Source organism: Campylobacter concisus (assembly GCF_003048375.1).
GTDB lineage: Bacteria > Campylobacterota > Campylobacteria > Campylobacterales > Campylobacteraceae > Campylobacter_A > Campylobacter_A concisus_T.
The window spans coordinates 1,655,302-1,682,089 of record NZ_CP021642.1; the positions used below are offsets into that span (position 1 = coordinate 1,655,302).

Below are 26,788 nucleotides of genomic sequence, written 5' to 3' on the forward strand. Positions count from 1 at the left end.
AGTTTTAAAAAGCGAGGCTTAAATTTAATGCAAAAAAATAGCGCTAAACCAGTTTTGCAGATTTTTAAGAGGTTTTATGTAAAGATTGCACTACTTCTTTTTGCCTTCATCTTTCTTTCACTTTTTGTCATATTTGCTGGCATAAACGATATAAAATATGAAATTTCAACGCTAAATTTAATCACTAGAAACAATATCGTGAGTACATTTGTAGAGGTAAAAGACAATATCACCACAAAGGCAAGACTCATAGCAAACGGCGTAGAGCCATTTTATGAAGATACTGTTGTAAGTAAATTCTACGCCGCTTTTTACGTGATAGCAAAAGACAACTCCTTGCTTTATGAGCGTAAATTTGAGGGTGCTTTTGAGTTACACAACTACGATATCTCGTGGTTTTCAGATATAAAAGCAGGCGAGTTTAGGCTCTCTGATAGATTTTATAAAAATAGACGCTTTAAAGATATCTACATAGCTTACGGGCTAAAAAATGGCAATAAAATTCTCGTTCAGCTAAATCAAAATCTTTTAAAAAATAAGGTCGATACAGGCTACAATAAAAATCTTGGCGCATACGTCTTTTTGGTCGATAAAGATGGCAACCTCTCAAGAGATGAGTTTTATAGAAAATTTATAAAAGAGGACTTTAACAAATACATCTCACAAGGTGGCGAGTTTAAAAGTGACAAGATCATTTTTATACTAAAAGATATGAATTTTTACAAGATCAGCTACCTAGAAGAGCAAAAGCTATTTGTCATAACAGGCTCTAGCAGACAAGCACAGATCTTTATCCAGCTAGTTCTAGTCGTGCTTTCGTTCTTGTGTTTTGTCACATTTAGCATACTTTGGCTACGTGATAACTCATATATAAAAGATAAAATTCTCTCTCCATTTACTAGGATCGCTCTTTTTGCGGCAGATAAAAGTAAGCCAACTAATGAAGAATTTGACATAAAAGAATTTATCTCACTAAATAACAGCATCAAAAAACTCTACGAAGATAGAGATAAAGCTTACGAGACGGCACAAAGCTACGAGAGTAGATTTGGCTATGTCTTTGAAAAGAGCTTTTTAAAGATCGTGGTCTTTGACGCTTATACTGGCGTCATCACGGACATTAGCAACGCTCTTTTAGAAAATCTAGGCTACAAAAAAGATGACGTAGCAGATCTAAATATCAAAGAGCTACTTGAAGATGAGTCTAAAAATTTAGCAGAAAATAGAGAAAACGCTATCAATAATGATCTATCTTATGAAGCTAAGCTAAGGCATAAAAATGGCGAGATAATCGACGTTTTAGCAACCCAAAGTAGCTTTGAGCTAGAAAACACAAGGCTAAATTTCATACTCATAAAAGATATCACTCAAGAAAAGATGACGCAAAGAAATGACGATATCATCAAAAGCTACGTCTTTTTATCGCCAAATGTCATTGCTATCGCTTCGGCACAAGAGCCATTTTTGATCATCCAAAGCACAAACAATGTCGAGAGAATTTTTAACGTCCAAAGCCAAGGTCTCATAAATTTAGAAGATATCATCGCAAGCGAGGACTTTGATAGCTTTAAAGCTGCCGTGCTAGCAAGTAAAAAAGCCTTTTTACAAGCAAGCTTTAAAAATGAAGAGCTAAATTTCATAGCAAATATGACAAACGCTTATGGCAAGAAAATTCCATTTAAGATAAAGGCTAAATTTATCGATGCAGAAGGGCAAAAGGTCATCTACTCATTTACCGATCTTAGCGATATGCTAAAGCTTCAAGAGAGATTTGAAAAACAAAGCAAAGAGAGCAAAGCACTGCTTTGGGCGAGTGAGGCAAATGTCTTTACTTGGGATAAAAGAAGTGATATGCTCAACATCTCAGACGAGCTGAGTAAAATTCTTGGCACGCAAAGCACTCTAAATTTCGAGCAAGCAAAGTCGGTCTTTGTTGATGAATTTGATAGTTTTTATAGCTTTTTTGAGAGCTTAAGAGACGCTCAAACATACATCAAAGATATCAAGCTTTACAGTATAGATAAAGAAATTTTACACTTTAGACTAAGGGCAAAAGCGCTTGAATACGACGAATTTGGCGAAGTAAGCTTGATAAAAGGCACGTTAAGAGATCTTAGCCTAGAAGATAGCTTCTTTGTCTGCCAAGACCTGCTTGCAAAAATTTTCTCATTTAGCAAAGAAGAGGTCGTCTTGCTTGATGAAGAGATGAGGGTTATTGACGCAAATGACGCATTTTTTGAAAGTGCAGGCGCAAAAGATAGCGTATATCTAAAAGATATCACCTTTATAAAGCAAGGCTTAAGCGATATAAAACACCAGATCATAGAGACTATAAACCAAGGCGGCTCGTGGAGTGGCAAGGTTTGGAGTGAAAATAATAAAAATAAGAGCAAGCTTGAAGTCATAGAAATTTTACCACTTATCGATGCGAGCGAGAAAAGAACTGGCTACATCATGCTCGCAATGCTTGCAAATAACGAAGCTCAAAATGAGAAATATCTAGAATTTATCGCATATCACGATCCGCTCACAAAGCTACCAAATAGATTTTTACTCTACAACAAGCTAAATTCTCTCATACAAAAAAATGAACAAAAAATAGCCGTCGTCTACCTTGATATAGATGATTTTAAGGGCATAAACGACAACTTCGGCCACCAAATAGGCGATAAATTTTTAGTAGCTATCTCTGAAAAAATAGGCGCTATGTTTAATGGCAAAAATATCTTTGCAAGGATAGGCGGAGATGAGTTTGTAGGAGTTATAAACTACGAAAATTTAGGTGAAGTCTATGAGATAGCGCAAAATATGCTAAGGCTAGCTTCAGATGAAGTAAAGATAGATGAGCTAAAACTAAAAGCAAGCGCTAGCATAGGCATAGCCTTGGCTGATAGTGAGCTTGGGGCTGATGATGTGCTACAAAGAGCCGACTGGGCGATGTACCAAGCCAAGATAAGTGGCAAAAACAGAAGCTATACATTTGATGCGAAAAAAGATGTCTATTTTAAGAGCCAATACGAAGATGGCTCAAAAATTTTAAAAGCGCTTGACGCTGGTGAGATGTTTTTAGAATTTCAACCAGAGATCAGCTTTAGCACGGGAGAGACTTTAAGTTTTGAAGCGCTTATTAGATGGAGAAAAGATGGCGAGATCATCTATCCAAGCGACTTTTTACCACTTATAAAGACAAGTAGCGCATCGAGCAATATCGCTTTATTTACGATAAAAGAGGCGCTTTTAGCTAGAAAAATGTGGCTAGAAAATGGCATAAGCGCAAAGGTTCGCGTAAATTTAAGCGTTAAAAAGCTCTTTACAGAAGAATTTTGGCATAAATTTAAAGCGATATTTGATGAGGATAAAAGCCTTGATCCAACTGGGCTTATCATCGACGTTATTGACGCTGCAACAGCTACAAATTTAGAAGTTTTAGAAATTTATGTGAGAAAGTATAAAGAGCTTGGCATACACTTCTCGCTTGACGACTTTGCCTCATACTCAAGCTCGATAGAAGCTCTTGGCATGCTAAAGACAAACCGCTTTAATATAGATAATAAATTTTGCAAGCATATCTTTAACTCAAAAGAGGCGCTTGAGAGCATAAATATGATAAGGTTTGTAGCTGATAAATTTGGACTAAATGCGACTATAAAAAATATCGATGACAAAAGAACGCTTGAGTTTTTACTTGGTCTTGGTTTTGATAAATTTCAAGGTAACATTTTCTCATTGGCACTTTTGGCAAAAGATGCTGCTTCATTTAAATTTGAAAGACCATATCTACACATAAAAGACTATAAAAATAGCGAAAATTTCGAGCTTTTTAAAGGCTTAGTCGTGCTAAAAGAGCTTGCAAATGAAGTGATAGCAAATTTAAATCAAGACGACAAACTAGCACAAAGCCTAAAGCAAAAAATAGAAGATGAGATAAAAAATATAGGTAAATTTAATCAAGAAATTTCTATAAATTTAAGCAAACTAGCAAGCAGTAGCGACAGCGGCGAACTCTATAATCTAGCCATGTCCATCATTAAAGAGTGCGATATAAATTTAGGTTTTAGTAAGGAGATAAGAGTTGAGTGATGTAAATGTTTATGAGCACGAGATCCCAAACGGAAGCAAACTTTACTTTGCAAAAAGTGCAAAACTAAAGAGAAAAATCGAGCAAAAAGCGAGTGAAATTTTAGAAGATGAAGGTTTTAGCGAGATCGTAACGCCGTTTTTTTCGTATCATCAACATCTAAGCGTAGATGCGACAAATCTTCTGCGCTTTAGCGACAGTCTAAACCACGAGATAAGCCTAAGGGCAGATAGCACGGTTGATACCGTTAGGATCGTGCTTAGAAGACTTAAAGCGAACGAGCCAAAGAGGTGGTTTTACATCCAGCCAGTCTTTCGCTACCCAAGCCAAGAAATTTATCAAATAGGCGCTGAGCTTATCGGCGAAAACGACATTTTAAAGAGCATAAACATCGTTGCAAAGCTTTTTGGCGAGCTTGAGATCGGCGCTTGTTTGCAGCTTAGCAACATGCAAATCCCAAGGATAATTTGCGAAATTTTAAACTTAGAGATAGAAATTTTTGAAAACTCATGGCTAGAAAAAATTTTAGCCCAAAACGTGCCGTGGCTTAGCAAACTAGCCCTTTTAAAGGACGCTAGCGAGCTTGATGAGATAATAAATTTAGTCCCTAATAAGCTAAAAGAGGCACTAAGAAATTTACAAAGCGTAGCCAAATCACTAGAATATAAAAATTTAAGAATAGTTCCGCTATATTACTCAAAAATGAGATATTATGATAGTTTATTTTTTAGATTTTTAAAAGACAACGCCATCTTAGCAAGTGGCGGAAACTATGAAATAGACGATATTTCAAGCAGCGGTTTCGCTGTTTATACTGATGCATTGATAGAAGAAAAAATTAATTTAAGGAAGTAAGAATGAGAAAGGCTGATTTAGTAGTTGGTGTTCAATGGGGTGATGAGGGTAAAGGCAAGATAGTTGATATGCTAGGACTAAACTATGACATGATTTGTCGCTCTCAAGGTGGCCATAACGCTGGTCATACGATCTGGGTCGATGGCGTAAGATACGCGCTTCACCTTGTCCCAAGCGGAATTTTGCACAAAAACATCATAAATATCATCGGCAATGGCGTCGTTGTCTCTCCAGAGGTGCTTATCACCGAGATGGCTCAGTTTGACAACTTAGAGGGCAGACTTTATATAAGCGACAAAGCGCACTTAAATTTAAGCTACCACAGCCAAGTCGATCAAGCAAAAGAACGCTTAAAAGGCGAAAAAGCGATCGGAACGACTGGCAAAGGCATCGGACCAACATACGCAGACAAGATAAGCAGAAGCGGCCACAGAGTTGGTGAGCTACTTGAGCCAGAACGCTTGTGCGATGCTTTGATGCATGATTTTGAAACAAATAAACCAGTATTTGACGCTCTTGGCGTAAAGATACCTGAAGAAAATGAGCTACTTGAAGAGCTAAAAAGATATAAAGAGGTGCTTGCTCCATTTATCGCAAACACTACAAATTTAGTTTGGAAAGCGCTTGATGAAGATAAAAAAGTCCTACTTGAAGGCGCTCAGGGTACACTTCTTGACATCGACCACGGCACATATCCTTATGTAACTAGTTCAAATACCATAAGCGCTGGCGCTTGCACAGGCCTTGGACTAAATCCAAAAGAGATAGGCAAAGTAATAGGTGTCATCAAAGCATATACAACTCGCGTAGGACACGGACCTTTCCCAACTGAAGACAAAGGCACGAACGGCGATAAGATGTGCGAGATCGGTAAAGAATTTGGCACAACAACAGGCCGCCGCAGACGTTGTGGTTGGTTTGACGCAGTAAGCGTAAAATACGCTTCAAGGCTTGATGGCGTCGATACTTATGCGCTTATGAAGCTTGACGTACTTGATGGCTTTGAGGTGGTAAAAATTTGCAAAGCATATCAATATAACGGCGAGACGATAGACTACGTGCCAACAGATCTTGAAAATGCAACGCCTATCTATGAAGAGCTTGCAGGCTGGGACAGCGTAAAAGGCATCAGCAGATATGAAGACCTACCAGCAAACGCAAGAGCATATATCGAGCGTATAGAGGAGCTAACTGGCGTGAAGGTCGGCTACATCTCAACAAGCCCTGAGAGAAGCGATACGATCATTAGATGAAAAGTAAATTTACCTCCGTCGTCCGCGTCAAAAAGCAGGAGATGGATAAGGTAGAGGCTAAGCTCGTCATTGCTAGGCTAAATGTAAGAAATGCTGAAGAAAAAATAGCACTCTTAAGGGCCAAGCTCAACGAGTTTAGCCTGCCAAAAAGTGGCAACATAGGCGAGCTAAGAGAAAATTTGGAGCTCATAAATATAGCAAGAGCCGAGCTAAGCGCCTGCAAAGAGAGCTTAGAGATAGCAAAAAAAGAGGTCTTGCACTACGAGCACAAATATAAAAATGCAAATTTAGAGTATGAAAAGATGAAATATCTAGAAAAAGAAGAATTTAAAAAAGAGATAAAACGCATACAAAAGGCTGAAGCGCTTGCTCTTGATGAGTTTGCGGTTATGAAATTTGCAGCCAAAAGTGAGGCGTAATGAGAGCTGTTTTACTCTTTTTTATGGTCATAAATTTTGCATTTTGCTTTGAAGTGCCGGTTGATTGTACTCAGATCTTTGAGGCAAGAAAAGAGGAAATTTCAAAGGAGCTTGAGATCATCGACGAGCAGCGTCAAGCCCTAGAGGTCTTTCGAGCAAGCTCGGCTGCAGCTTATGAAGAGAACAACAAAAAGCTTGCCAAAAAAGAGGCTGACCTGAATGCGACGATGAAAGTGATCGAGCAAAAGCGCAAAGAGATCGACGAAGTTGTCGCTAAAAATGAGAAAATTTTAAAAGAGCTTCGCACGATGACGACTGATAAAGTCAATGAATCCTACGCCAAAATGAAAGATGGTGCAGCAGCCGAAGTGCTCTCACAAATGCCAAGGTCAAACGCTGCTACCATACTTTACGCCCTTGATGCAAAAAAGATCTCAACCATAATGGCTAAGATGGATCCAAAAGTTGCCTCTGAAGTGACTGCGCTACTTCAAAAAGGGCCTCCATTTGTAGATGAAAAGGGCGATATGCCAGCTCCAGCTGGAAGCATAAATATGCAGTAAATTTAATTTACTGCCAATCTAAAAAACTAAATTTAACCTATTTTCTCATCCATCTCTGATTTTTGCCCCTGCTCTTGTTGGCTTTAGCGTGCAAAAAGATGAGTTTTGGTTTAAAGAGCTTAGCGGCGTTAGTCTAAGTGCGGATGTAGTGATAAATACCAAAATCGAGAGCCATAAATTTAGTGGCGATCTGCTTTTTACACATAGAGGAATAAGTGGTCCAGCGATACTAAACGCCTCACTTTTTTGGCAAAAGGGTCGAATTTGCATAAATTTTTTGCCTAAATTTAGTGAGAAAAATTTAATAAATGGCAAAAAGCAGCTTAGTTCAGTTTTGCCATTGCCAAAGAGATTTGTGCTGGAGTTTTTAAGAAATTTTGGTTTAAAAGATAGAGCTTATTATGAATTTAATGATGATGAAAAGAGTATCATAAAAAGGCTTTTTACTTATGAGTTTGCTCCAGCTGGGACATTTGGCTTTGAAAGGGCTGAAGTTACAAAAGGTGGTGTAAAAACAGAGTTTTTAGATGAAAATTTAGAGTGTAAAAGCGTAAAAGGGCTTTACTTTATAGGAGAGGTTTTAGATATCACTGGTATGCTTGGTGGATACAACTTGCATTTTGCCTTTGCAAGTGCTTTAAAGGTAGCTAGCGCTTTAAAAAATAGCTAATCAAATAGAAAAGTGAAATTTAGCTAGTGGCAGCCAAAACTGCCACTAAATTTACTATCTCTCGCTTAGATACTCTTGCAAGCTTTTTACTTCGAGTGCTTTGCCAGTTTGAACTGTGCTTAGCGACTTGGCAGCTGCGAGTGCTGCACGGATCGTTGTAAAATATGGAATTTTAAATCTAAGTACATTTTGGCGGATCTTTTTGCCATCATCCACGCTTGATTTTGTATCGCTTGTATTTATAACAAGTGCGATGTCGCCGTTTTTAAGCCTATCTTCGACGTTTGGTCTGCCCTCGCTTATCTTATAGACAAACTCAGCCTCCACGCCAGCTTCGCTTAAAATTTTATGCGTTCCACCAGTTGCGATGACGCTAAAACCAAGCGCTATGAGATCTCTTGCAAGGTCTGGTGCGTAAGATTTATCAGCGTCAGCTAGCGTTAAAAATACTCTGCCTTTGCTTGGTAAAGTGTTGCTCGCAGCGATCTGGCTCTTTGCAAATGAGCTTGCAAAGTCGTGGCTGATACCCATGACCTCGCCCGTGCTCTTCATCTCAGGGCCAAGGATGAGATCGGCACCACTTAGCTTGTTAAACGGCAACACGCACTCTTTTACGCTAACATGCGAGCTTATGCGAGGTTTTAAGATGTCGCCATCTTCATAAACGACCTTGTAATCATCATAAAATTTAAGCGCCTCACGTAAATTTCCCTGCCACATAACTCTTGTCGCCACCTTTGCCATAGGCACGCCAGTAGCCTTGCTCACAAATGGCACGGTCCTGCTTGCGCGAGGATTTACCTCGATCATATAAAGCTCGTTTTCATAGATAGCAAACTGGATATTCATAAGGCCGACAACGCCTAAATTTAGCGCGATATCTCTGGTTTGCCTCTCCACTTTTTTTATCATCTCATCGCTTAAGCTCATCGGTGGCAATATGCAAGCTGAGTCGCCAGAGTGAATTCCAGCCTCCTCTATGTGCTCCATTATCGCACCTATATAGACCTCTTTGCCGTCACATATCGCGTCTACGTCGAGCTCTTTTGCGTCTTGTAAAAATTTATCAAGTAGCACTGGTGAGTGGTTGCTAACCTTTACCGCCTCGCTCATATACTCTTTTAGCTCGCTCTCGTTATGCACTCTTCTCATCGCCCTGCCGCCTAAGACGTAGCTTGGGCGAACAAGCACTGGATAGCCGATAGTCGCGGCCTTTTGTAAGGCTTCTTCTAGGCTAGTGGCGGTGTCGTTTTTAGGCTGAAGGACGCCTATTTTATTTATAAATTCGCTAAATTTCTTTCTATCCTCGGCCACATCGATCACTCTTGCAGTTGTGCCGATGATCTTTGCGCCGATCACGCTTAGGCGTTTTGCAAATTTAAGCGGAGTTTGGCCGCCAAAATGCACTATCACGCCGTCTGGCTTTTCACGCTCGATGACTGATCTAACGTGCTCAAAATCGATCGGCTCAAAGTATAAAATATCGCTCGTGTCGTAGTCTGTTGAGACGGTTTCTGGGTTGCAGTTATACATTATCGTTTTTACGCCAAGGTCTCTTAGGGCGTAGCTTGCATGCACGCAGCAGTAGTCAAACTCTATGCCCTGGCCGATCCTATTTGGACCGCCGCCTATTATCATCACCTTTTTAGCCTCTTTTGCTAGCTCTTTTTTAGGAAATTTAGTGATATTTGTGGTTGAGTAAAGATACGGCGTTAGCGCCTTAAACTCGCCCGCGCAAGTATCGACCTCGTTGTATTCAAGCTCGATACCAAGCTTCTGCCTAGCAAAATAGATATCATTTTGACTAAGCTCAAGATCGTCTTTTTCATTTATAAGCACGGCTATCATCTTGTCTGAAAAGCCCATGCTTTTAGCCTCTCGCAGTAGCTCTTCGTTGTTTAAGATATCCATGTCGATCTTATCTTCAAATTTAACTATCTCATAAATTTGCTCTAAAAACCAAGGATCGATCTTGCTAAACTCATGCACCTCAGCCACGCTAAAGCCATCTCTAAATGCTTGTGCTAGATATAAAATTCTTCTCTCGTTTGCATTTCTGATGCCATAAATCAAAGCGTTTTTCTCTAAGCTAAGGCTGTTAAATCCGCAAAGATCACGCTCTAGGCTGCAAAGCGCCTTTTGGATACTCTCTTTAAATGTCCTACCTATCGCCATAACCTCGCCAACTGACTTCATCGCAGTGCCTAGATATGGGTTTGATCCTGGGAATTTCTCAAATGTAAAGCGTGGGATCTTTGTCACGATGTAGTCGATCACAGGCTCAAAGCTAGCAGGCGTGCCTGTGATGTCGTTTTTGATCTCATCTAGGCTAAAACCAACCGCAAGCAGTGTCGCAACCTTTGCGATCGGATAGCCAGTAGCTTTACTAGCAAGTGCTGAGCTGCGGCTAACGCGTGGGTTCATCTCGATAACGATCATACGGCCCGTTTTTGGGTCTATGGCAAACTGCACGTTACTGCCGCCCGTATCAACGCCGATCTCACGAAGTATGGCAAAGCTAGCATCACGCATAGCCTGATACTCTTTATCTGTGAGTGTGAGTGCTGGTGCAACCGTGATGCTATCGCCTGTATGCACGCCCATTGGGTCAAAATTCTCGATCGAGCAGACGATGATGCAGTTATCATTTCTATCTCTAATAACCTCCATCTCGTACTCTTTCCAGCCAAGCAAGCTCTCTTCTATCAAAATTTCATGTATCGGGCTTGCGTCAAGGCCGGTGTTGGCTAGCTCTTTAAACTCGTCCATATTGTAAGCTACGCCGCTTCCTGCGCCGCCAAGCGTATAGCTAGCTCTTATGATAAGCGGAAAGCCTATCTCATTTGCCGCATTTAGCGCGTCGTCCATGTTGTAGGCGTATCTACTCTCAGGTAGGTCCATGCCGATCTTTTGCATGGTTGCTTTAAAAATTTGTCTATCTTCGCCTTTTTTTATCGCTTCGGGGTTTGCACCAAGAAATTTGACATCCTTTAAAAGGCCACTCTCAAAGACCTCCATAGCGGCATTTAGCGCTACTTGTCCGCCCATAGTTGGCAAAATGGCATCAATATTTTCTTTTTCGATGATCTTTAAAATGCTATCTTTTGTGATAGGCTCGATATACGTTGCGTCGGCGAAATTTGGGTCAGTCATGATGGTGGCTGGGTTTGAGTTGATGAGCACTACGCGGTATCCAAGCTCTTTTAGCGTCTTGGCTGCTTGCGTGCCTGAGTAGTCAAATTCGCAGGCTTGACCGATGACGATAGGGCCTGAGCCGATTAGTAAAATGGTATTTATATCTGTTCTTTTTGGCATCATTTTTCCTTTGTTACAACGTATAGGTAGTTTGGTATGTTTAGCTTTGCATAGGGCTCTACTATCACGCTTTGATAGGAGCTCTCTTTTAAAATTTTACTCACGCGCCCTACTGGCACCCCACTAAAAAATATCCCGTCAAGCCCGCTCGTAAAGACCTCGTCGCCCTCTTTTGGGCTGAGCCATTGTGGGATAAATTTCACCATTATTTGACCTTGATTTCCATGCGCGACGCCTGGAATTTTGTCATTTCCTATATAGACTGCAAATATACTTTTTGGGTCATTTTGCAAGTATGCTAGCGGCTTGCCATCTTTTGCGATAACGATGCCGGCGCTACTTCCTTGATAGATGAGTCCGTAAATTTTATTTGGGTCGTATCCTTCAAATTCGCTTATCCAAATTTTATTATAATCCCCGATATGCACGTAACTAAGCCCTTTTACTAGCTTTACGGCTGGGGCGTAGGCAGTTGAGTTTTTATCTTTTAAAATTTGATTTAGCTCGTTTGCAAAAGTAGATAGAAGCGTGGCTGAGCGCTCTAGCTCTTTGTTTTGCGCTCTTAGTTTTTCTATCTCGCTAGCCTGCCTAAAATATTCATTTATATAATCTTTCACGCTTTTGGCAAAATTGTCGTATGAATTTATAGCGTAGTTGCTAAATTTAATAGAGATATTGCTTAAAATTTCGCCCTTAAACATCGAGGCGCCAGCAAGCAACGCTATAAAAACAAAAAGAACAATCTTACTCTTCATTTGTTAGCTGTTGTAAAAGTCCGATCTCTTGAAGTGCCTTGCCTGTGCCTCTAGCAACAGCAAGAAGCGGCTCATCAGCTACAAATACTGGAAGCTTTACGATATCAGACAAAAACTTGTCAAGCCCTCTAATGAGCGCTCCACCGCCAGTTAGCACGATACCAGTCTCGACGATATCGCCAGCAAGATCAGGCGGCATCATCTCAAGCACGGTTTTTAGCGCATCTGCGATCTCTTTTAGTGGCTCTCTCATCGCCTCTCTCACATCCTCGCTCGTTAGCTCAACCCTGCTTAAAAGGCCGCTCACTTGGTCGCGTCCTTTTACCACTACGCTTAGCTCTTTTTCAAGCTGCACAGCAGAGCCCACAGCGATCTTTATCTCCTCGCCTGTTCTCTCGCCTATTAGTAAGTTGTATTTTTCTTTTATGTAATTAACAATGCTGCTATCTATCTTGTCGCCAGCTGTGCGGATAGATTTTGAGATAACTAAACCGCCAAGCGAGACGACACCGATCTCAGTCGTACCGCCGCCAATATCAACTACAAGGTTGCCTTGTGGCTCGCGAACTGGTAAATTTGCTCCGATAGCTGCTGCCATAGGCTCTTCTATCAAAAATACCTCTCTAGCTCCAGCACTTAGTGCGCTCTCTCTAACAGCCTTTCTCTCAACCTGAGTAAGTCCGTAAGGAACTGAGATGATGATCCTTGGGCGTAAGAAATTTTTTCTTCTATGGGTCTTTTCTATAAAGTAGCGTATCATCCTCTCTGTCATGTCAAAGTCCGCGATAACGCCATCTCTCATCGGTCTTATCGCCTCGATGTCGCCAGGAGTTTTTCCCACCATCTCTTTTGCAGCGTGGCCAACTGCTAGAATTTTTTGTTTTCCATATTTTTCACGTCTTACCGCAACAACTGATGGTTCATTTATGATTATTCCCTTATCTTTTACCAAAACCAAAGTGTTTGCCGTACCTAAATCTATACCCATATCACTTGAGAAAAAACCTATAACCTGATCTAAAAACATCTATTTCCTTTACGCTGTTAATTTATTGTGCTTTACCAAAATCGGCTTTGCCTTATCTTTTACCGTCTCTTTTGAGATCACGATATCGTAGTCTTTTAGCTCTGGCAGATCATACATTATATCTGTCATGAGCTCTTCCATTATGCTTCTAAGCCCTCTTGCTCCAGTCTTTCGCTCGATAGCAAGGCTCGCTATCTCTTCAAGCGCCTCATCATCAAATTTAAGCGTAGCGCCATCGATCGCACAGAGCTTTTGATATTGTTTTAATATCGCATTTTTTGGCTCGGTCAAAATTTTAACCATATCCTCTTTTGTTATCTCATTTAATGTAGCCACCACGTGAAGTCTGCCGATTAGCTCTGGGATGAGGCCGTATTTTACAAGATCGTCTGGCTCAAGCAGGCTTAGTAAATTTTCTTTTTCGTTTTTGCCACGTTTTTCTTGGTTAAAGCCAAGTACGTTTTTACCAACTCTGCGCTCGATGATATCAAGAAGTCCGTCAAATGCACCGCCGCAAACAAATAAGATATTTGTCGTATCTATCTGGATGAAGTCTTGATTTGGATGCTTTCTGCCGCCTTTTGGTGGGATATTTACGACGCTACCTTCGATGATCTTTAAAAGCGCTTGCTGCACGCCCTCGCCTGAAACATCTCTTGTGATGCTTCTATTTTCGCTCATTCTAGCGATCTTATCGATCTCATCGACAAATACAATGCCTTGCTCCGCCTTTTTCACGTCGCCATTTGCAGCTTGCAAGAGCCTTGTAAGGATGTTTTCAACATCCTCGCCGACATATCCAGCCTCAGTTAGGCTTGTCGCGTCGCAAATCGCGATAGGCACGTCAAGAAATCTCGCCAAAGTCTGTGCCATCAAGGTCTTGCCGCTTCCAGTTGGACCAACAAGCAAGATATTTGACTTTGAAATTTCAGTGTCGTCTTTGATGTCGCTTTGTTTAAAAATTCTCTTATAATGGTTATATACACCGACGCTAAAGACCTTTTTAGCCCTATCTTGACCGATCACGTAGTTATCAAGTACCGCTTTTAGCTCCTTTGGTGTGAGCTTTTGATACTCTATCGCCTCATCTTTTTTGCTCTCTTCTACACTCGTGTCACCATGTATCATATCGTATGCTGCTGCTATACAGTACTCGCATATATAGGCGTTTCCTTCGATATCTGCTAATAATCTTCTCTCAGCAGACTCAGCCTCGCCACAAAAATTACACTTTCTAGCCATTAATCTCTTCCTTTTGCAAGCGGAATTCCTCTTGTCGTTTCTAATATAAATCTACACATTTTTTTAACATTTTCGTCGCTGGTTTTTGCGATCAGCTCATTTGCTTGATCTTTTAGGCTGATGCCTTGATTAAACAAAAATTTATAAGCGCGAACAAGCTCTTCAACCTGCTCTTTATCGAATCTACGCCTAATGCCAACTAAATTTAAGCTTCTTATATAGGCTCTGTTGCCCTCAGCTAGGCAAAATGGCACTACATCTTGACTGAGTGCACTTGCACCTGCGACCATGCAGCTCTCACCCACTCTAACAAACTGATGAATAGGCGTAAGCCCACCCACAACAGCGTAGTCGCCAAGCTCGACATGGCCAGCTAGTGTTGCGTTATTTGCCAAAATGACGTTACTGCCTATTATGCAGTCGTGTGCGATGTGGGAGTATGCCATGATAAAGGCGTTATCGCCGATCCTTGTTATACCATCGCCCTTGTGAGTGCCTGAGTTTATCGTGCAAAACTCACGTATAGTTGCGTGCTCGCCGATGATGACGCCAGTATCGACCTCGTCTTTATAGCTGATGTCTTGCGGGATGTCGCCCACGATCGCGTAGCTAAATACACGAGAGTTGTCGCCGATCCTCGTCTTGCCAAGCACCCTTGCGCCTTGTTTTATCGTGACGTTGTTGCCAAGGACCGCATCCTTACTTACAAATGCGTAAGCCTCGATATTTGCGTCATCTCCAATGATCGCTCCATCTTCTATAACTGCTGTTTGGTGGATATTTTTCATTGTCTCTCTTTTTTTCTTAAGCAAAAGCCTATTTATCGACTATCATCGCTTTTAGTTCAGCCTCGGCGCATAGCACATCATCAATGTATGCTTTGCCCTCAAGCACCCAGATATTGCCTTTGTGTTTTAATACATTTAATCTATACTCTAGCCTATCTCCAGGGCGGACTGGATGGCGAAATTTCGCTCCGTCAATGCTCATAAAATAGACCACTTTGTTCTCGATGCCAGCTTGATGCTCATCGCTCATACTCTTAAACGCTAGCACGCCGCCAGCTTGCGCCATGCCCTCGATGATCATCACGCCTGGATAGATCGGGTGACCTGGGAAGTGCCCCTGAAATATCGGCTCGCCAATAGTTACATTTTTATAAGCGACGATGTTTTTTGCAGGCTCTAGCTCGACAACTCTATCGATAAGCAAAAAAGGAAATCTATGTGGGAGAATTTTTTGAATTTCTACGACGTCTATCACGTTTTAGCCTTAGTAATGTAAATTTTGGCAGATTGTAACAAATTTATACTAAGAAAAAAATTATTAGTCTCTTTTAAAATCTCTGAAATTTAGCCTTAATGGGTCTAAATTTAGCTCTCTAAAACCAAAATTTCTTCGCTGTCGTTGTAAAAAACAGCCTTTGCGTAAATTTCGTAGCTGCCCTTTTTGACCTCGTCTAAGATGATGATAGGATTTTGCGAAAACTCCCCGCATATCTGCCTACGAAATTTCATCTCAGCACCAAGCTCAAGCGGCCTTTTACAAAGCTCATCAACGCTTTTAAATTTGCTATTTGTAAATTTATTAAAGCGCTCTATGCTCATCAAAACGACACCCTCTTTTAGCTCATCATCGATCTCGCAGTCGCGCTCTACATTAAGCTTTAAATTCTCTCTTTTAAAGCCAGAGTAGAGCACAAAGTAGCTTGGCACTACAGCGTTTTGAAATTTAACACTAGCGCGCAAAAGCCTGTAGTTTAAAAACCTTCTTCTAAAAAGGTGAAATTTCTCTCCTCTCGCCTCGCAAAGGCGCACCTTTTTGTAAAGCTCAAGTCTAGCCTCAATGCTGCCATAAAGTGCTCTTGCGTGTAGTTCGCTCATTAGCTCACTTTGGGGTAAATTTTGCGAGTCGCGCTGTTTTTTTAGCGCAAAGACGCAGCCGCAGTAGTTTTGGTGATAGAGCTTGTCTTTTTTAGCGAGGATAAACTGCTCACTTGTGCCGCCATTTTTTCTATAATCAACTGCAACGGCTTCTAAATTTGAGCCAGCCACCGCCTCATCAAGCGCCTTTTTAAGCTGAAAAAAGTCCTTTTTTGGGCTCATCAAAAGTGTCGTCGTGATCTTATTTAGACCAAGCTCTATCGCCTTTTTGGCGGAGTCTTTCATACGAAAGTCAAAGCAGTATTCGCACCTTTTGCCCTTTTCTGGCTCATCTTCAAGCCCCTTTGTGCCGCCAAGCCACGCTTCGTAGTCGTATTCGCCACATATTAGCTTGATGCCAAGCTTCTCGCAGCTTCGCTTCACGTCCTCAAAACGCAGTAAAAACTCGCTATATGGATGTATGTTTGGATCGTAAAAATAGCCTACTATTCGTTCATTTGGATGATCTTTTCGTAGGCGCTGTAAAAAGTAGTGGCTATCGACCGAGCAGCAGATATGAACTAGCAAATTTGACCTTTTTTGCTTGCATTATATCAAAGTTTGTCATCATAAAATTTAGCTGCATCGAGGTATTTTTTAAGGACATTTTGGCTTGCAAGATCTTCAAATTTACCCCACGCCACTTGCTTGCCAGATTCGATTATTAGCACCTTTTGCGCTATCTTCATCGCACTTAAAATATCGTGCGTGATAAAGATAATGCTGATCTTTTCATCCAAGCTTAAAAGCAAATTTATGATCTTTTGCTTTGTCTCGTTGTCAAGTCCGCTTGTTATCTCGTCGCAGATTAGGATTTTTGGCTTTGATAGAAGCGCTAGCAGTATCCCAACCCTTGTTGCCTCGCCGCCACTTAGCTGTGATGGATATTTTTCTAAAATTTCATCTTTTAAATTTAAATTTGCCAGAAGCTCTTTAAGCTCATTTTCGCTAAAGCTAAGCTTAAGATACGACCTCACGTGAGCGATCGCGGTTTTTACTTTTAGCGCTGGATTTAGGGCTTGTTTTTGGTTTTGCAAGATATATCTGATATCTTTTTTTAGCTCATTTTTGTCCGTGATCTCTTCATTATTTATATAAATTTTGCCCCCACTTTTTGGCTCGCTAAATGATATGAGCTTTGCAAGCGTGCTTTTGCCACTGCCACTTTGACCCAAAATGGCTAAATTTTCGCCATCGTCAAGCTCGAAATTTATCCCCTCTAAAAGGTGCAGCACTTCAGCTCTAGCGTTAAAATGCTCCTTAAAACTTAAACTTTTTGAGACGTTTTCAAGTCTTATTTTCACGCATTTTCCTTTAAATTTAGCCGCCCATCTCTCATCTGCCAAATTTCATCACTAAGATAGTTCGTTAGCGCCTCATCGTGCGAGATAAAGATGACACTCATCTTGCCCTTTAGGCTCTCTAAAATGCCTGCTACTTGGCTACCGCTAATGCTATCAAGCCCGCTTGTTATCTCGTCGCAGACTAAAATTTTTGGCTTCAGGCAAAGTGCTAGAGCGATCTGCACACGGCTCGCTTCGCCGCCACTTAGCTCGTAGGAATATTTGTGCCAGATGAGATTTGCGTTATTTAGCCCAAACTCCCTAAAATAGGCAAACGCAAGCTCTTTCTTTGCCCTTTTATCGCCATCAAGATAGGCGTTAAAGTGATCGCCCACGTTTAAGAGCGGATGAAGACTAGCAATAGAGTTTTGAAAAACAAGCGCGGCGACCTTTCGTCGGTGCTCTTTTAGCTCATTTTGACTAAGTTTTAAGATATCTTTTTTATAAATGCTAAATTTATCCGCACTCACTCTAAAATGATCATCAAAAAGCCTTATTAGGCTCTTTGCAAAGAGCGATTTGCCGCTGCCACTAGCGCCTGTGATACCTATAAATTTACCCTCGCTCATGTCAAAATCAAGCTCTCGCAAAAGCTGCCTATCTTTATAAAAAACGTTTAAATTTCTAATCTCTATCATATTTTTATATTGCCATTTTTTGAATTTGAAGTGATGATCGAGGTTGCAAGGATGAGCAAAAAGAGCGTCACCCCCGGGAAAAGCACCATCCACCAAGAGCCAAGAAAAAGTGCTTCTTTGCTCTCATTTAGCATGATGCCAAGGCTTATTTTATTAGCATCACTTCCCACGCCAAAAAAGCCAAGCGTTGCCTCCATGACGACTGCGTTTATCGCGTTTATACCAAAGATACTAACTATTAGATGCTTTAAATTTGGCAAAATTTCAAAGCAGATAAGGCTAAATTTGCTAGCTCCGTTTATCACAGCCTGCTCGGCGTAGTCGCACTTTTTACTAAGTCTTAAATTTTGCATAAAAACTTTTGCGCCCTGCATAAACGAGCAAATGGCGATGATAAAAGAGGTAATCAAAAGATCGCCACTACTAAATGAACTAAAAAGCATGATAAAAACGATGTTTGGAATACTTAAAAAGGCATCAAGCCCCTTGTCAAAAAGGCTCTCACAAACTCTGCTCTTGCTCGTGCCAAAATATGCATAGATGAGCGAGAAAAGCGTCGTTAAAAAGCCAGCTAGCAGTAAGATAAGAAGCGAGTTTTTAAGCGCGTAGGCCACTCTTATGAGATTGTCTCTACCAAGGATGTCAGTGCCAAAGATATGCTCGCTACTTGGGGCTAAATTTACCGCCATAAAGTCAGTGAAATTTGGCTCAAATTTAGAGAAAAATGGCGTCACAAAGGCAAATGTGACAAGTGCTAAAAAGACAAAACAGGCTAGGAAAAATATGACTTTTCTCATAAATTTCTCTTATCTGCTAAGATAGCGAAAATTTTAGCCAGTAAATTTGCAAAAACGACAAAAATAGCCGTTAGCAAAATGGTCGCAAGTGCGACTGGATAGTCTTTGGCAATCACCGCATCAAGGCTAAGCTTGCCTATGCCAGGAAATGAAAAAATGCTCTCAATGACGTATGAGCCAGCAAAAACGCCAGCCACAAGGGTTGCAAAATAATAGACTATATCGGTGCTTGCGTGCTTTATCGCAAATAGATAAATTTTGCCGCGTCCCAAGCCTCTAGCGTGAGCTGTCTGGATAAAATCAGCGTTTAGGCTTTGATTTAGCCTGTCACGCACAAATTTCACGTTTGCGCCAAGGTGTGGCAAGATGATGGCAAGCGTTGGCAAGATGATAAATTTAGCCCCAACTCCGCTAGAGCCTAGCTCGTTTGCGCCAGAGCTTGGCAGCACATTTAGATAGACGCTAAAGATAGCTATTAGCACAAGTGCTACGTAAAAATGCGGCAGTGAAGCTAGCAAAAAAGAGTTAAAGTTTATAAAGATATCAGCAAATTTATTTTTATAAATGGCGCTTAAAAGCCCCAAAAAAAATGATAAAAAAACTATCAAAAAAAACGAAGCAAAAAATAAGATAAGCGAGTTTAAAAGTCTCTCTTTAATGAGTAAAAAAACGCTTGCTCCACTTACAAAGCTAGTACCAAAGTCCCCCGTGACAAAGTGAGCTAGCCACCTAAAATACTGCACAAAAAAGCCATCTTTTAGCCCCAAATTTTCTAAAATTTGCTCTTTTACAGCCACGCTCACCGCCTCACTTCGCAAAAACATCGCATCAGTGACGTTTCCTGGCAAAAAATATATGAGCAAAAATAGAAAAAATGAGATGAAAAACAGCAACCCAAGGCTTGAGATCGCTGTTTTTAAAATGGCTCTAAACAAAGTTTTTATCCACTATTTTACTTGCCACTCTCTTATGTTCCATAAAAACCCAGCCCCATGGTGACCTAAAATTTGCGTCTTTATGCCTGAAATTTTGTTGTTAAAAACGAGCGGATAGTCAAGATAGGCTATGAAAATGTAAGGTGGATTTTCAAAAAGCGCTTTTAGAAATTCTTTGTAGTATTTTTTCCTAAGCTCCACGTCCTTTGTATATCTTGCGTTTTTTAAGGCAAGATCGACGTTTGCGTCCTTGTAGTGGCTAAAGTTCCAGCCATTTTCATTGACATCGATGTCAGCAAATCCTCCAAAAATTCTATATGTGTGAAAGTCTGGATCAAATGGGCTTCCCCAGCCGATCACAAAGCTATCAACCTTGCTTATGCTAAAGGCTGTTTTTGGCTTTGCATAGGCTTTGGCTCTTACGCCAAATTTCTCAAACTCGCTGCTTAAAATTTTAGCTAGATTGACCCTTAAGATGTCGTTATTAAAAGCGTAGATGTCAAAGCCAAGCTCTTTGCCGTCCTTCTCGAAAAAGCCAGCCTTGTTTTTCTTAAAGCCACTCTTTTCAAGCAGCTCTCTAGCCTTTTGCGGATCGTAGCTAAATTTAAACTCGCTGTCGTTTGCAAAGCTTTTTTCTATCGGGTTGTTCGCTACGCTTGCATATCCGTGAAATAGTTTTTTAACTATCTCATCTTTATTAACCGCATAGTTTAGAGCTATCCTTACATTTTTGTCTTGAAAGATAGGATCATTAAAGTTAAACATCAAAGCTCTATAGTCCGCACTTTTAAACTTAAGCAAGCTTAATTTTTTATCATCTTTTATGAAATTTACGCCAGTTGGAGAGATGAGCGCGACGTCGATCTCGCCGCTTTTAAGCCCAACGAGCCTTAAATTTTCATCACCAACTATCTTTAAAAATAGCCTTTTTATCTTTGGCTCACCTTTATAGAATTTATCATTTGCCACAAACTCCAAACTCTCATCTTTTTTCCATTTTACAAGCTTGTATGCGCCAGTGCCGATAGGTGCGTCATTAAATTTATCAGTCGCGATATCTTTGCCCTTTAAAATGTGCTCAGGCAGCACGCCAAAACTAAGCGCATCTAAAAACGGCGGAAAAGGCTCTTTTAGCGTGATCTTTACCTTATAATCGCCTAAAATTTCAACGCTTTTTACCACCTCGTAGTTTGAGATAGCAGGCGCGTTTAGCTTCTTATCTTGAGCCGCTTCGATGGTAAATTTAACGTCCTTTGCGCTAAATTTCACCCCATCATGCCAAAAAGCATCATCTCTTAGCTCAAAAACATACTCCAGCCCGTCATCACTCACCTGCCAAGACTTAGCAAGCTCAGGCACCACGTGGCTATTTTCATCGTGGCTAGTAAGTCCAGAAAAAACTAGCGAAAGCGTAGGATCGTGATCCTCGTCATAGAGTGGATTTATACGAGGTGTTTGCTCCTCGATAGCGACCACAACGGCATTTTCATTTGCATAAGCAAAGGCAGAAAACAACAAAAACAATAAAGCCAAAAATCTCTTCATCACTCGCTCCTTTGTTTAAAAAATATTTGACGAATAGTAATACGAAATGCATAAAAGTATTATTAAGATAAGTGTAAATTTAATGTATAGAAAATTTGAAATTTCTAACTAACTTTTAACCTTTTTTAAAGTAAAATCAAGGCTCATTTTAGCTGACAAAAAGGTAAATTTCACAATGGATAAAAAGAAAAAAATAGCCCTAATCACCGGCATCTGCGTAGTCTCACTTTTGCTTATTTATACGCTTCTTGGCTTTTTTGGTCTGCCTTATGCTATCAAAAATATCGCACCAAAATACCTAAAAGACTACAACGCAACACTTTTTGTAAGTGATGCTAAATTTAACCCATTTACCTTCGAGCTAAACGCTACAAATGCCGAGCTAAACACCACTTCGCCGCTTTTTAGCACGAAGCAGATCGACCTTAAGCTAAAGCCATTTTCTATCTTTAAAAAGCTAGTTGAGATAGACATTTTTAGGCTAGATGAGCCAAAAGTAAAGATCGCAAGAGATAAAAAAGCAAATTTTAACTTTAGCAATTTTATAAGCGATGATAACGCAACTAGCGAAGACAACAGCACTAGCTCAATAAATTTCGCGCTAAATAACGCAAAAATCATCAAAGGTTCATTTTCATATAGCGATCAAAATTTAACAAAGCCATTTAATGTAAGCTTTGATGATATAAACTACGAGCTAAACTCGCTAAATACGAAGAAAAATAGCGCTGGTAGTCACATCTTTGACTCAAACTCAAGTCTAGCGCACAAGATCGATCTAAATGGCGATATCAAGCTAAATCCACTAAAAATAGAGGGCAATGTCAGCATAAAGGACTTTAGCATAAAGCCAGTTGCGATAAGCTTTATCGATAATGACACGTTAAATCTCAAAAATGCCATTATAAGCCTAAAGATAAACTACGCTTTAAAAGCCGATGAAAACGCAACTAGGATAAATTTAAAAGATGGCTTTTTAAATGTAAAAGGACTAAGTTTAGATGAAGGCGCAAATGAGCTTAGCCTTGGCGAGTTAGAGCTTCCAAAATTTGATCTTGATAGTAAGATAGCGGATAAAACGGAGGCTGCGCTAAATTTAAGTGCCATAAATTTAAATGATATCTCTTTTAAAAATGCTATAGCCGCAAGCGTAAAATCACTAAATTTAAGTGATATCTCGCTTCTTGCAAATTTAAATGAAAAAAGTGAGCTAAATGCCACAGCCAAGCTAAAAAGCATAGGTGCAAACGCTCTTAAAGTAGATGAAGCAGATAGAAATTTAGCAAATTTAAAAGATATAAATGCTTCAAATTTAAATATAAATTTAGCAAATAACAAAACCGCGCTAACACTTGAAAAAATAGTACTTAATGGCATAAATGCGCCACTTAGCAAAAGCGCAAATGCAAATGTAGCAAGCGCTGGCGTGACAAATACAAGCTTCACAATGGATGGCAACAAAAGCCTTGCGAGCCTTGATGAGCTAAATGTAAAAAACATAGAGCTTAAAGCAAAAAATAAAGATATAGCAAGCGTCACTGATGTGGCGATAAAGAGCATAAGCTTTGACATTTTAAAAACGGCTTTAAATATCGCTAGTGTCGATGTTAATAAGCCTAAATTTACTTCAGAACTAAACGACAATGGGCTAAGCGCTGTAAATGAGCTAGGATTTGGCGAGCAGAGCGCAAAAGCTACAAAAGCAGCAAAACACACTAAAAAAGTAGAGAAAAAGGCTGAAAATAAAAGTGCTTCAAAAAGCAAAGAAAATGAGTTTAAATTTGATGTAAAAAATATAAGCGTAAATAACGCTGACATCGCTTTGACACACCTTTTTGAGGGCGAAAAGATCGCTCATAAATTTGATAATCTTTTTGTAAAAGTAGCAAATTTAAGTAGCGATTTTAGCAAGCCATTTGACGCAAAAGTGGCGATGAAAAGCTCACAAAAGCTAAATTTGGATGTTGATTCAAAGATAAAGATCGAGCCACTTGATGTAAGCGCTAAAATCAAGCTAAATGATACAAATTTACCAAAGTATTTTGCCTATGCGAAGCCCTTTTTAGAAGCATCTCTAGCTAGCGGTCAGATGAGCGCAGATGCCCAGCTTCACTACGCAAAAGATATCAAAGCAGACGCAAAAGTTAGCATCAAAGATATAAGGCTAAATGGCAAAAAAACTGAAAAACTAATCGCCTTTAAAAGCCTAGATCTTGAAAAAATTTCATTTGCCAAAAATGACCTTGCCATAAGCGGAGTTAGCTTAAATTCGCCATTTATCAAGGCTCATCTAAGCAAAGAGCGTAAATTTAACCTATCTCAGATCGTAAAAGAGGATAAAAATAAGGCTAAAACCGAGGCAAAACCTGAGAGTAAAAAGGCAACTAGCAAAAAAGATGACGAGCTAAAATTTAGCGTGAAAAACTTTTCTCTTAAAAATGGCGAGGTTGATTTCTCAGATGCATCGCTATTTATGCCATTTGCCACAACGATTTCAAAGCTAAATGGCAAGCTAACAGACATCGATAAAAAGCGCCCAAGCTCAGGCGAGTTTCAAGGTGTGGTTGGCAAAAATGGCTTTGCGCAGATCACTGCAAAACTCTTTCCATTTGAGCTAAAGCAAAATACCGACATAAAGCTTGACTTTAAAGATATTGATCTAACTGATATAACGCCATATAGTGGGCAGTTTGTTGGCTATAAGATCAAAAAAGGTAAGCTAAATTTAAACCTAAACTATAGCGTCACCGACTCAAAACTAAATGGCTCAAATTTCATAAATTTTGACTCACTTACACTTGGAGAGAAGGTTGATTCAAAAGACGCTGTAAATTTACCACTTTCGCTTGCTATCTCGATACTTAGCGATCAAAATAATCAAATAAACATCGACCTGCCAGTTGAGGGAAATTTAGACGATCCTGACTTTAAATATGGCGGCGTCATCTGGGCAGCTGTGAAAAAGCTCTTTGCTGATATCACGCTAGCTCCGTTTAGATTTTTAGGCAACGCCCTAGGACTTGGCAGCAAAGATCTTAGCTCTATTGATTTTCTTGCTGGAAGTAGCGAGCTCATAAGCTCAGAAGCGCCTAAGATAGCTGATTTTATAAAGCTAACTGGCTCAAAACCTAAGATGAAACTTAGCATAACGCCAACATACTCAAAACTAGATGAAAGCTTTTATAAAAACAAAAAACTAGATCAAAAGATCAATCAAATCATCGCTTCAAGCGGCAAAGACTACATCGCAGTTTTAAATGAGCTTGTGCCAAATTTAAAAGATAGAAACGAAAAAGCCTTAAGAGAAGAGGCGCTAAAGGGCATCGAGGTCGATAAAGAAAAGCTAATAGAGCTTGCAAATGAGCGTGCAAATGCGGTAAAAGAGGCACTTATAAAAGCTGGGCTTGAGGCTGGCCGCATAAATATAAACGATGCAACAAGCTCAGAGCCTAAGCAAAACACCTATACAAGCGTGCTAATGGGAGTGGCGAACTAAATTTCATTTATTTCGCTGCTTCTTGCATTATAGACAAACCAACTAAGAAGCATAAGCATCATAAATGCCCCAAAAATAAGGCTTGCGTAAAAATATAAATTAAAATCAGCTCCTAGCAAATTTGCGTTGTGAAGGGCGATCATAACGCCAGCTAAGGCGATTAAGTAGCCAATTAGCTTGATGATGAAAATTTTAGGATTTACAAGGATCAGCAAAAGGCCACAAAGTATGATGCCAAGGGCTATTTGTAAATTTGAAACGTCAGCTTGAGCGCTTGAAGTAAGTGTTAAAAAGCCAGCCAAAAGCGCCATTAGTATCATCAAAACCGCATAAACCGCCCTGCTTCGTCCAAAGCCATACATAAAGCAAACAAAGCCCTTATTTTGCCTGTTATAGTCCATTTTTCGCTCCTTTTGGAAGTTTGCTTATTTTAATGCCAAATTCTTAAATAACGGCTTTAATCTGAAATTTCACTCATTTTAGCTAATATTTTGCATCTTAAAAAAGGAGCAAAAATGCCTTATGTTAATATCAAAATAGCAGGCCCAGAGCCTACAAAAGAGCAAAAAGATCAAGTTTTTAAAGAAGTAACCGAGACGCTCGTAAGAGTTCTTGGCAAGAAAAAAGAGGCGGTTATGATCTTTATCGAAACTCACGATGCTGGCAATATCGGCGTAGGTGGCGAGAGCGTAGAGGACAAAAGAAAGGGGATGAAATGAGCGAATTTAGCAAAGCAGACATTGAAAGAAAGATAACGCTTGAAGTTGGCGATAAAGCGCCAGAGTTTGAAGCGCTAAATCAAGATGGCGTAAAGGTCGCATTAAAGGACTTTATAGGCAAAAACGTGGTGCTTTACTTCTACCCAAAAGACAACACTCCTGGCTGCACGACTGAAGCTTGCGAATTTAGCGCAAACTACGATCAGTTTATCAAAAATGACACCGTTATCATCGGCGTTAGTCCAGATAGCGTGAAGTCGCATGTGGGCTTTATCGCAAAGCAAAATTTAAAGCACATCCTCTTAAGCGATGAGGATAAAGAAATTTCAAAGCTTTATGGCGTTTGGCAGGTCAAGAAAAACTACGGCAAAGAGTATCTTGGCATCGCCAGAAGCACCTTTGTGATCGGCAAAGACGGCAAGATAGCTAAAATTTATAAAAGCGTAAAAGCCAAAGACCACGCCGCAAAAGTGCTAGCTGATCTAGCAAAATAAGGAGCAAAGATGAAACTTATAAAAATGCTAGTTTTAAGTGCGTTTTTTGCGCTAAATTTATCAGCACTAACTGAAGGTGTGGAGTATCAAACTCTAGCAAAACCGCTTAACGTGCCTAAAAACTCAGTCGTAAAGGTCTTTAGCTACGACTGCCCACACTGCTATAAATTTGACCGAACGATCACAAGAAAGCTGATGTCAAAGCTTGACGGGGTTAAATTTATCCCATATCACCTAAGCACCAAAGGCAAGCTTGGCGAGACAACAAGTAAAATTTTCGCCGCTCTTATATCGATAGATGAGGCAAATGGGACTGATCTGCTAAGCGATGAGTCTAAATTTAAGCAAGCTAAATTTGCGATCTACAAGGCAAGACACGATGAAAAAGATGACTTTAATGACGGCAAAGATAAGCAAAGATTTATAGATCTAGCGCTAAATGCGGCTCACGTAAGCAAAGACGAATACGAAAAAGCGCTAAGCTCAGATCGTGCAAAAGAGCTTTTAAACGAGTGGTTTGCCTCTTATGATGTAGCAAGCATTAGTGGCGTGCCAGCCTTTGTGGTAAGCGGCAAATATCTAATAAATTTAAACGCAGCTTCGTCGATCGACGAGATGGCAAAGACGATAAAAGAGCTTTTAGATAAGTAACTTTAGCCTAAAATTTACGGACATTTTGGGCTTAGAAATGTAAATTTAAAGCAATTTTAGATAAACTCGGA

23 protein-coding genes are annotated in these 26,788 nt (G+C 40.1%); 10 read left to right on the plus strand and 13 right to left on the minus strand.

The genetic code is table 11. The features are described 5' to 3' along the window. The first annotated feature begins 27 nt into the window (after nucleotides 1-27). From CCS77_RS08250 to CCS77_RS08275, 6 genes are read left to right on the plus strand one after another with little or no spacing between them, the layout of a single operon-like run. Entirely contained in the window at nucleotides 28-4,080 is a 4,053-nt protein-coding gene (locus tag CCS77_RS08250; protein WP_236635265.1) for a diguanylate cyclase domain-containing protein, read from the plus strand. Further along, nucleotides 4,073-4,933: an ATP phosphoribosyltransferase regulatory subunit gene (locus CCS77_RS08255; protein WP_107917106.1), complete on the plus strand. Its 861-nt coding sequence runs from the start codon at nucleotides 4,073-4,075 to the stop codon at nucleotides 4,931-4,933. The genes CCS77_RS08250 and CCS77_RS08255 overlap by 8 nt, the downstream gene beginning before the upstream one ends. Before the next feature lie 2 nt (nucleotides 4,934-4,935). Next, on the plus strand, nucleotides 4,936-6,186 hold the full coding sequence (locus CCS77_RS08260) for an adenylosuccinate synthase (protein ID WP_012140419.1): 1,251 nt from the start codon (nucleotides 4,936-4,938) through the stop codon (nucleotides 6,184-6,186). Further along, nucleotides 6,183-6,605, plus strand: coding sequence for a flagellar export protein FliJ (locus tag CCS77_RS08265; protein WP_107917107.1), 423 nt, complete (start codon nucleotides 6,183-6,185; stop codon nucleotides 6,603-6,605). Before CCS77_RS08260 ends, CCS77_RS08265 begins: the two co-directional genes overlap by 4 nt. Then, complete coding sequence (locus tag CCS77_RS08270) at nucleotides 6,605-7,168, plus strand: MotE family protein (RefSeq protein WP_107917108.1); 564 nt, start codon at nucleotides 6,605-6,607, stop codon at nucleotides 7,166-7,168. The genes CCS77_RS08265 and CCS77_RS08270 overlap by 1 nt, the downstream gene beginning before the upstream one ends. A 58-nt stretch (nucleotides 7,169-7,226) precedes the next feature. After that, nucleotides 7,227-7,838 carry an NAD(P)/FAD-dependent oxidoreductase gene (locus tag CCS77_RS08275; RefSeq protein WP_107917109.1) on the plus strand — a complete coding sequence of 204 codons (612 nt, stop codon included), beginning with the start codon at nucleotides 7,227-7,229 and terminating at the stop codon, nucleotides 7,836-7,838. Between the two features lie 54 nt (nucleotides 7,839-7,892). On the opposite strand, the gene carB is transcribed toward CCS77_RS08275, so the two are convergent. The 12 genes from carB to CCS77_RS08335 form a co-directional block, all read right to left on the minus strand. Next, nucleotides 7,893-11,153, minus strand: a complete 3,261-nt coding sequence (gene carB / locus CCS77_RS08280) for a carbamoyl-phosphate synthase large subunit (protein WP_107917110.1) — start codon at nucleotides 11,151-11,153, stop codon at nucleotides 7,893-7,895. Further along, on the minus strand, nucleotides 11,153-11,908 hold the full coding sequence (mreC, locus tag CCS77_RS08285; protein WP_004317872.1) for a rod shape-determining protein MreC: 756 nt from the start codon (nucleotides 11,906-11,908) through the stop codon (nucleotides 11,153-11,155). The genes carB and mreC overlap by 1 nt, the downstream gene beginning before the upstream one ends. After that, the gene (locus tag CCS77_RS08290; protein WP_002939972.1) at nucleotides 11,898-12,935 is read right to left on the minus strand and encodes a rod shape-determining protein; all 1,038 of its coding nucleotides are present in this window, start codon (nucleotides 12,933-12,935) and stop codon (nucleotides 11,898-11,900) included. The genes mreC and CCS77_RS08290 overlap by 11 nt, the downstream gene beginning before the upstream one ends. A gap of 9 nt (nucleotides 12,936-12,944) precedes the next feature. Continuing rightward, complete coding sequence (gene clpX, locus CCS77_RS08295) at nucleotides 12,945-14,177, minus strand: ATP-dependent Clp protease ATP-binding subunit ClpX (RefSeq protein ID WP_107917111.1); 1,233 nt, start codon at nucleotides 14,175-14,177, stop codon at nucleotides 12,945-12,947. Then, nucleotides 14,177-14,965 (minus strand): acyl-ACP--UDP-N-acetylglucosamine O-acyltransferase, encoded by a 789-nt coding sequence (lpxA, locus tag CCS77_RS08300; protein ID WP_107917112.1) that lies wholly within the window; start codon nucleotides 14,963-14,965, stop codon nucleotides 14,177-14,179. Before lpxA ends, clpX begins: the two co-directional genes overlap by 1 nt. A 28-nt stretch (nucleotides 14,966-14,993) precedes the next feature. Beyond that, the gene (gene fabZ / locus CCS77_RS08305; RefSeq protein WP_103643478.1) at nucleotides 14,994-15,440 is read right to left on the minus strand and encodes a 3-hydroxyacyl-ACP dehydratase FabZ; all 447 of its coding nucleotides are present in this window, start codon (nucleotides 15,438-15,440) and stop codon (nucleotides 14,994-14,996) included. 110 nt (nucleotides 15,441-15,550) lie between these two features. Then, nucleotides 15,551-16,627: an epoxyqueuosine reductase QueH gene (locus tag CCS77_RS08310; RefSeq protein ID WP_107917113.1), complete on the minus strand. Its 1,077-nt coding sequence runs from the start codon at nucleotides 16,625-16,627 to the stop codon at nucleotides 15,551-15,553. A gap of 26 nt (nucleotides 16,628-16,653) precedes the next feature. Beyond that, nucleotides 16,654-17,403, minus strand: a complete 750-nt coding sequence (locus tag CCS77_RS08315; RefSeq protein WP_107917114.1) for an ATP-binding cassette domain-containing protein — start codon at nucleotides 17,401-17,403, stop codon at nucleotides 16,654-16,656. Then, nucleotides 17,400-18,080, minus strand: coding sequence for an ATP-binding cassette domain-containing protein (locus CCS77_RS08320; RefSeq protein ID WP_107917115.1), 681 nt, complete (start codon nucleotides 18,078-18,080; stop codon nucleotides 17,400-17,402). The genes CCS77_RS08315 and CCS77_RS08320 overlap by 4 nt, the downstream gene beginning before the upstream one ends. Next, on the minus strand, nucleotides 18,077-18,877 hold the full coding sequence (locus CCS77_RS08325; protein ID WP_103558967.1) for an ABC transporter permease: 801 nt from the start codon (nucleotides 18,875-18,877) through the stop codon (nucleotides 18,077-18,079). Before CCS77_RS08325 ends, CCS77_RS08320 begins: the two co-directional genes overlap by 4 nt. Then, complete coding sequence (locus CCS77_RS08330; RefSeq protein WP_107917116.1) at nucleotides 18,874-19,812, minus strand: ABC transporter permease; 939 nt, start codon at nucleotides 19,810-19,812, stop codon at nucleotides 18,874-18,876. The genes CCS77_RS08325 and CCS77_RS08330 overlap by 4 nt, the downstream gene beginning before the upstream one ends. 12 nt (nucleotides 19,813-19,824) lie before the next feature. Next, the gene (locus CCS77_RS08335; protein ID WP_103571734.1) at nucleotides 19,825-21,357 is read right to left on the minus strand and encodes an ABC transporter substrate-binding protein; all 1,533 of its coding nucleotides are present in this window, start codon (nucleotides 21,355-21,357) and stop codon (nucleotides 19,825-19,827) included. 175 nt (nucleotides 21,358-21,532) lie between these two features. Between CCS77_RS08335 and CCS77_RS08340 the strand changes: the two genes are divergently transcribed. Continuing rightward, nucleotides 21,533-24,853 (plus strand): DUF748 domain-containing protein, encoded by a 3,321-nt coding sequence (locus CCS77_RS08340; protein WP_107917117.1) that lies wholly within the window; start codon nucleotides 21,533-21,535, stop codon nucleotides 24,851-24,853. Here the strand turns inward: CCS77_RS08340 and CCS77_RS08345 are convergent. Then, nucleotides 24,850-25,254: a hypothetical protein gene (locus tag CCS77_RS08345; RefSeq protein WP_021084112.1), complete on the minus strand. Its 405-nt coding sequence runs from the start codon at nucleotides 25,252-25,254 to the stop codon at nucleotides 24,850-24,852. The genes CCS77_RS08340 and CCS77_RS08345 overlap by 4 nt on opposite strands. Nucleotides 25,255-25,368: 114 nt before the next feature. On the opposite strand from CCS77_RS08345, the gene CCS77_RS08350 reads away from it, so the two are divergent. The 3 genes from CCS77_RS08350 to CCS77_RS08360 are packed head-to-tail and all read left to right on the plus strand — an operon-like array spanning nucleotide 25,369 to nucleotide 26,717. Then, entirely contained in the window at nucleotides 25,369-25,572 is a 204-nt protein-coding gene (locus CCS77_RS08350; protein WP_009295389.1) for a tautomerase family protein, read from the plus strand. Continuing rightward, the gene (gene bcp / locus CCS77_RS08355; protein WP_107917118.1) at nucleotides 25,569-26,066 is read left to right on the plus strand and encodes a thioredoxin-dependent thiol peroxidase; all 498 of its coding nucleotides are present in this window, start codon (nucleotides 25,569-25,571) and stop codon (nucleotides 26,064-26,066) included. The genes CCS77_RS08350 and bcp overlap by 4 nt, the downstream gene beginning before the upstream one ends. Before the next feature lie 9 nt (nucleotides 26,067-26,075). Continuing rightward, the gene (locus CCS77_RS08360) at nucleotides 26,076-26,717 is read left to right on the plus strand and encodes a thiol:disulfide interchange protein DsbA/DsbL (protein WP_107917119.1); all 642 of its coding nucleotides are present in this window, start codon (nucleotides 26,076-26,078) and stop codon (nucleotides 26,715-26,717) included. Nucleotides 26,718-26,788: the final 71 nt, after the last annotated feature.

Coding starts and splice junctions, on each gene's coding strand:
- CCS77_RS08265 (WP_107917107.1), top strand. CDS start 6,183: ATGAAAAGTAAATTTACCTCCGTCGTCCGCGTCAAAAAGCAGGAGATG.
- lpxA (WP_107917112.1), bottom strand. CDS start 14,965: ATGAAAAATATCCACCAAACAGCAGTTATAGAAGATGGAGCGATCATT.
- CCS77_RS08335 (WP_103571734.1), bottom strand. CDS start 21,357: ATGAAGAGATTTTTGGCTTTATTGTTTTTGTTGTTTTCTGCCTTTGCT.
- CCS77_RS08290 (WP_002939972.1), bottom strand. CDS start 12,935: ATGTTTTTAGATCAGGTTATAGGTTTTTTCTCAAGTGATATGGGTATA.
- CCS77_RS08260 (WP_012140419.1), top strand. CDS start 4,936: ATGAGAAAGGCTGATTTAGTAGTTGGTGTTCAATGGGGTGATGAGGGT.
- CCS77_RS08270 (WP_107917108.1), top strand. CDS start 6,605: ATGAGAGCTGTTTTACTCTTTTTTATGGTCATAAATTTTGCATTTTGC.
- CCS77_RS08350 (WP_009295389.1), top strand. CDS start 25,369: ATGCCTTATGTTAATATCAAAATAGCAGGCCCAGAGCCTACAAAAGAG.
- carB (WP_107917110.1), bottom strand. CDS start 11,153: ATGCCAAAAAGAACAGATATAAATACCATTTTACTAATCGGCTCAGGC.
- CCS77_RS08340 (WP_107917117.1), top strand. CDS start 21,533: ATGGATAAAAAGAAAAAAATAGCCCTAATCACCGGCATCTGCGTAGTC.
- CCS77_RS08345 (WP_021084112.1), bottom strand. CDS start 25,254: ATGGACTATAACAGGCAAAATAAGGGCTTTGTTTGCTTTATGTATGGC.
- CCS77_RS08360 (WP_107917119.1), top strand. CDS start 26,076: ATGAAACTTATAAAAATGCTAGTTTTAAGTGCGTTTTTTGCGCTAAAT.
- bcp (WP_107917118.1), top strand. CDS start 25,569: ATGAGCGAATTTAGCAAAGCAGACATTGAAAGAAAGATAACGCTTGAA.
- CCS77_RS08320 (WP_107917115.1), bottom strand. CDS start 18,080: ATGATAGAGATTAGAAATTTAAACGTTTTTTATAAAGATAGGCAGCTT.
- mreC (WP_004317872.1), bottom strand. CDS start 11,908: ATGAAGAGTAAGATTGTTCTTTTTGTTTTTATAGCGTTGCTTGCTGGC.
- CCS77_RS08250 (WP_236635265.1), top strand. CDS start 28: ATGCAAAAAAATAGCGCTAAACCAGTTTTGCAGATTTTTAAGAGGTTT.
- clpX (WP_107917111.1), bottom strand. CDS start 14,177: ATGGCTAGAAAGTGTAATTTTTGTGGCGAGGCTGAGTCTGCTGAGAGA.
- CCS77_RS08325 (WP_103558967.1), bottom strand. CDS start 18,877: ATGAGAAAAGTCATATTTTTCCTAGCCTGTTTTGTCTTTTTAGCACTT.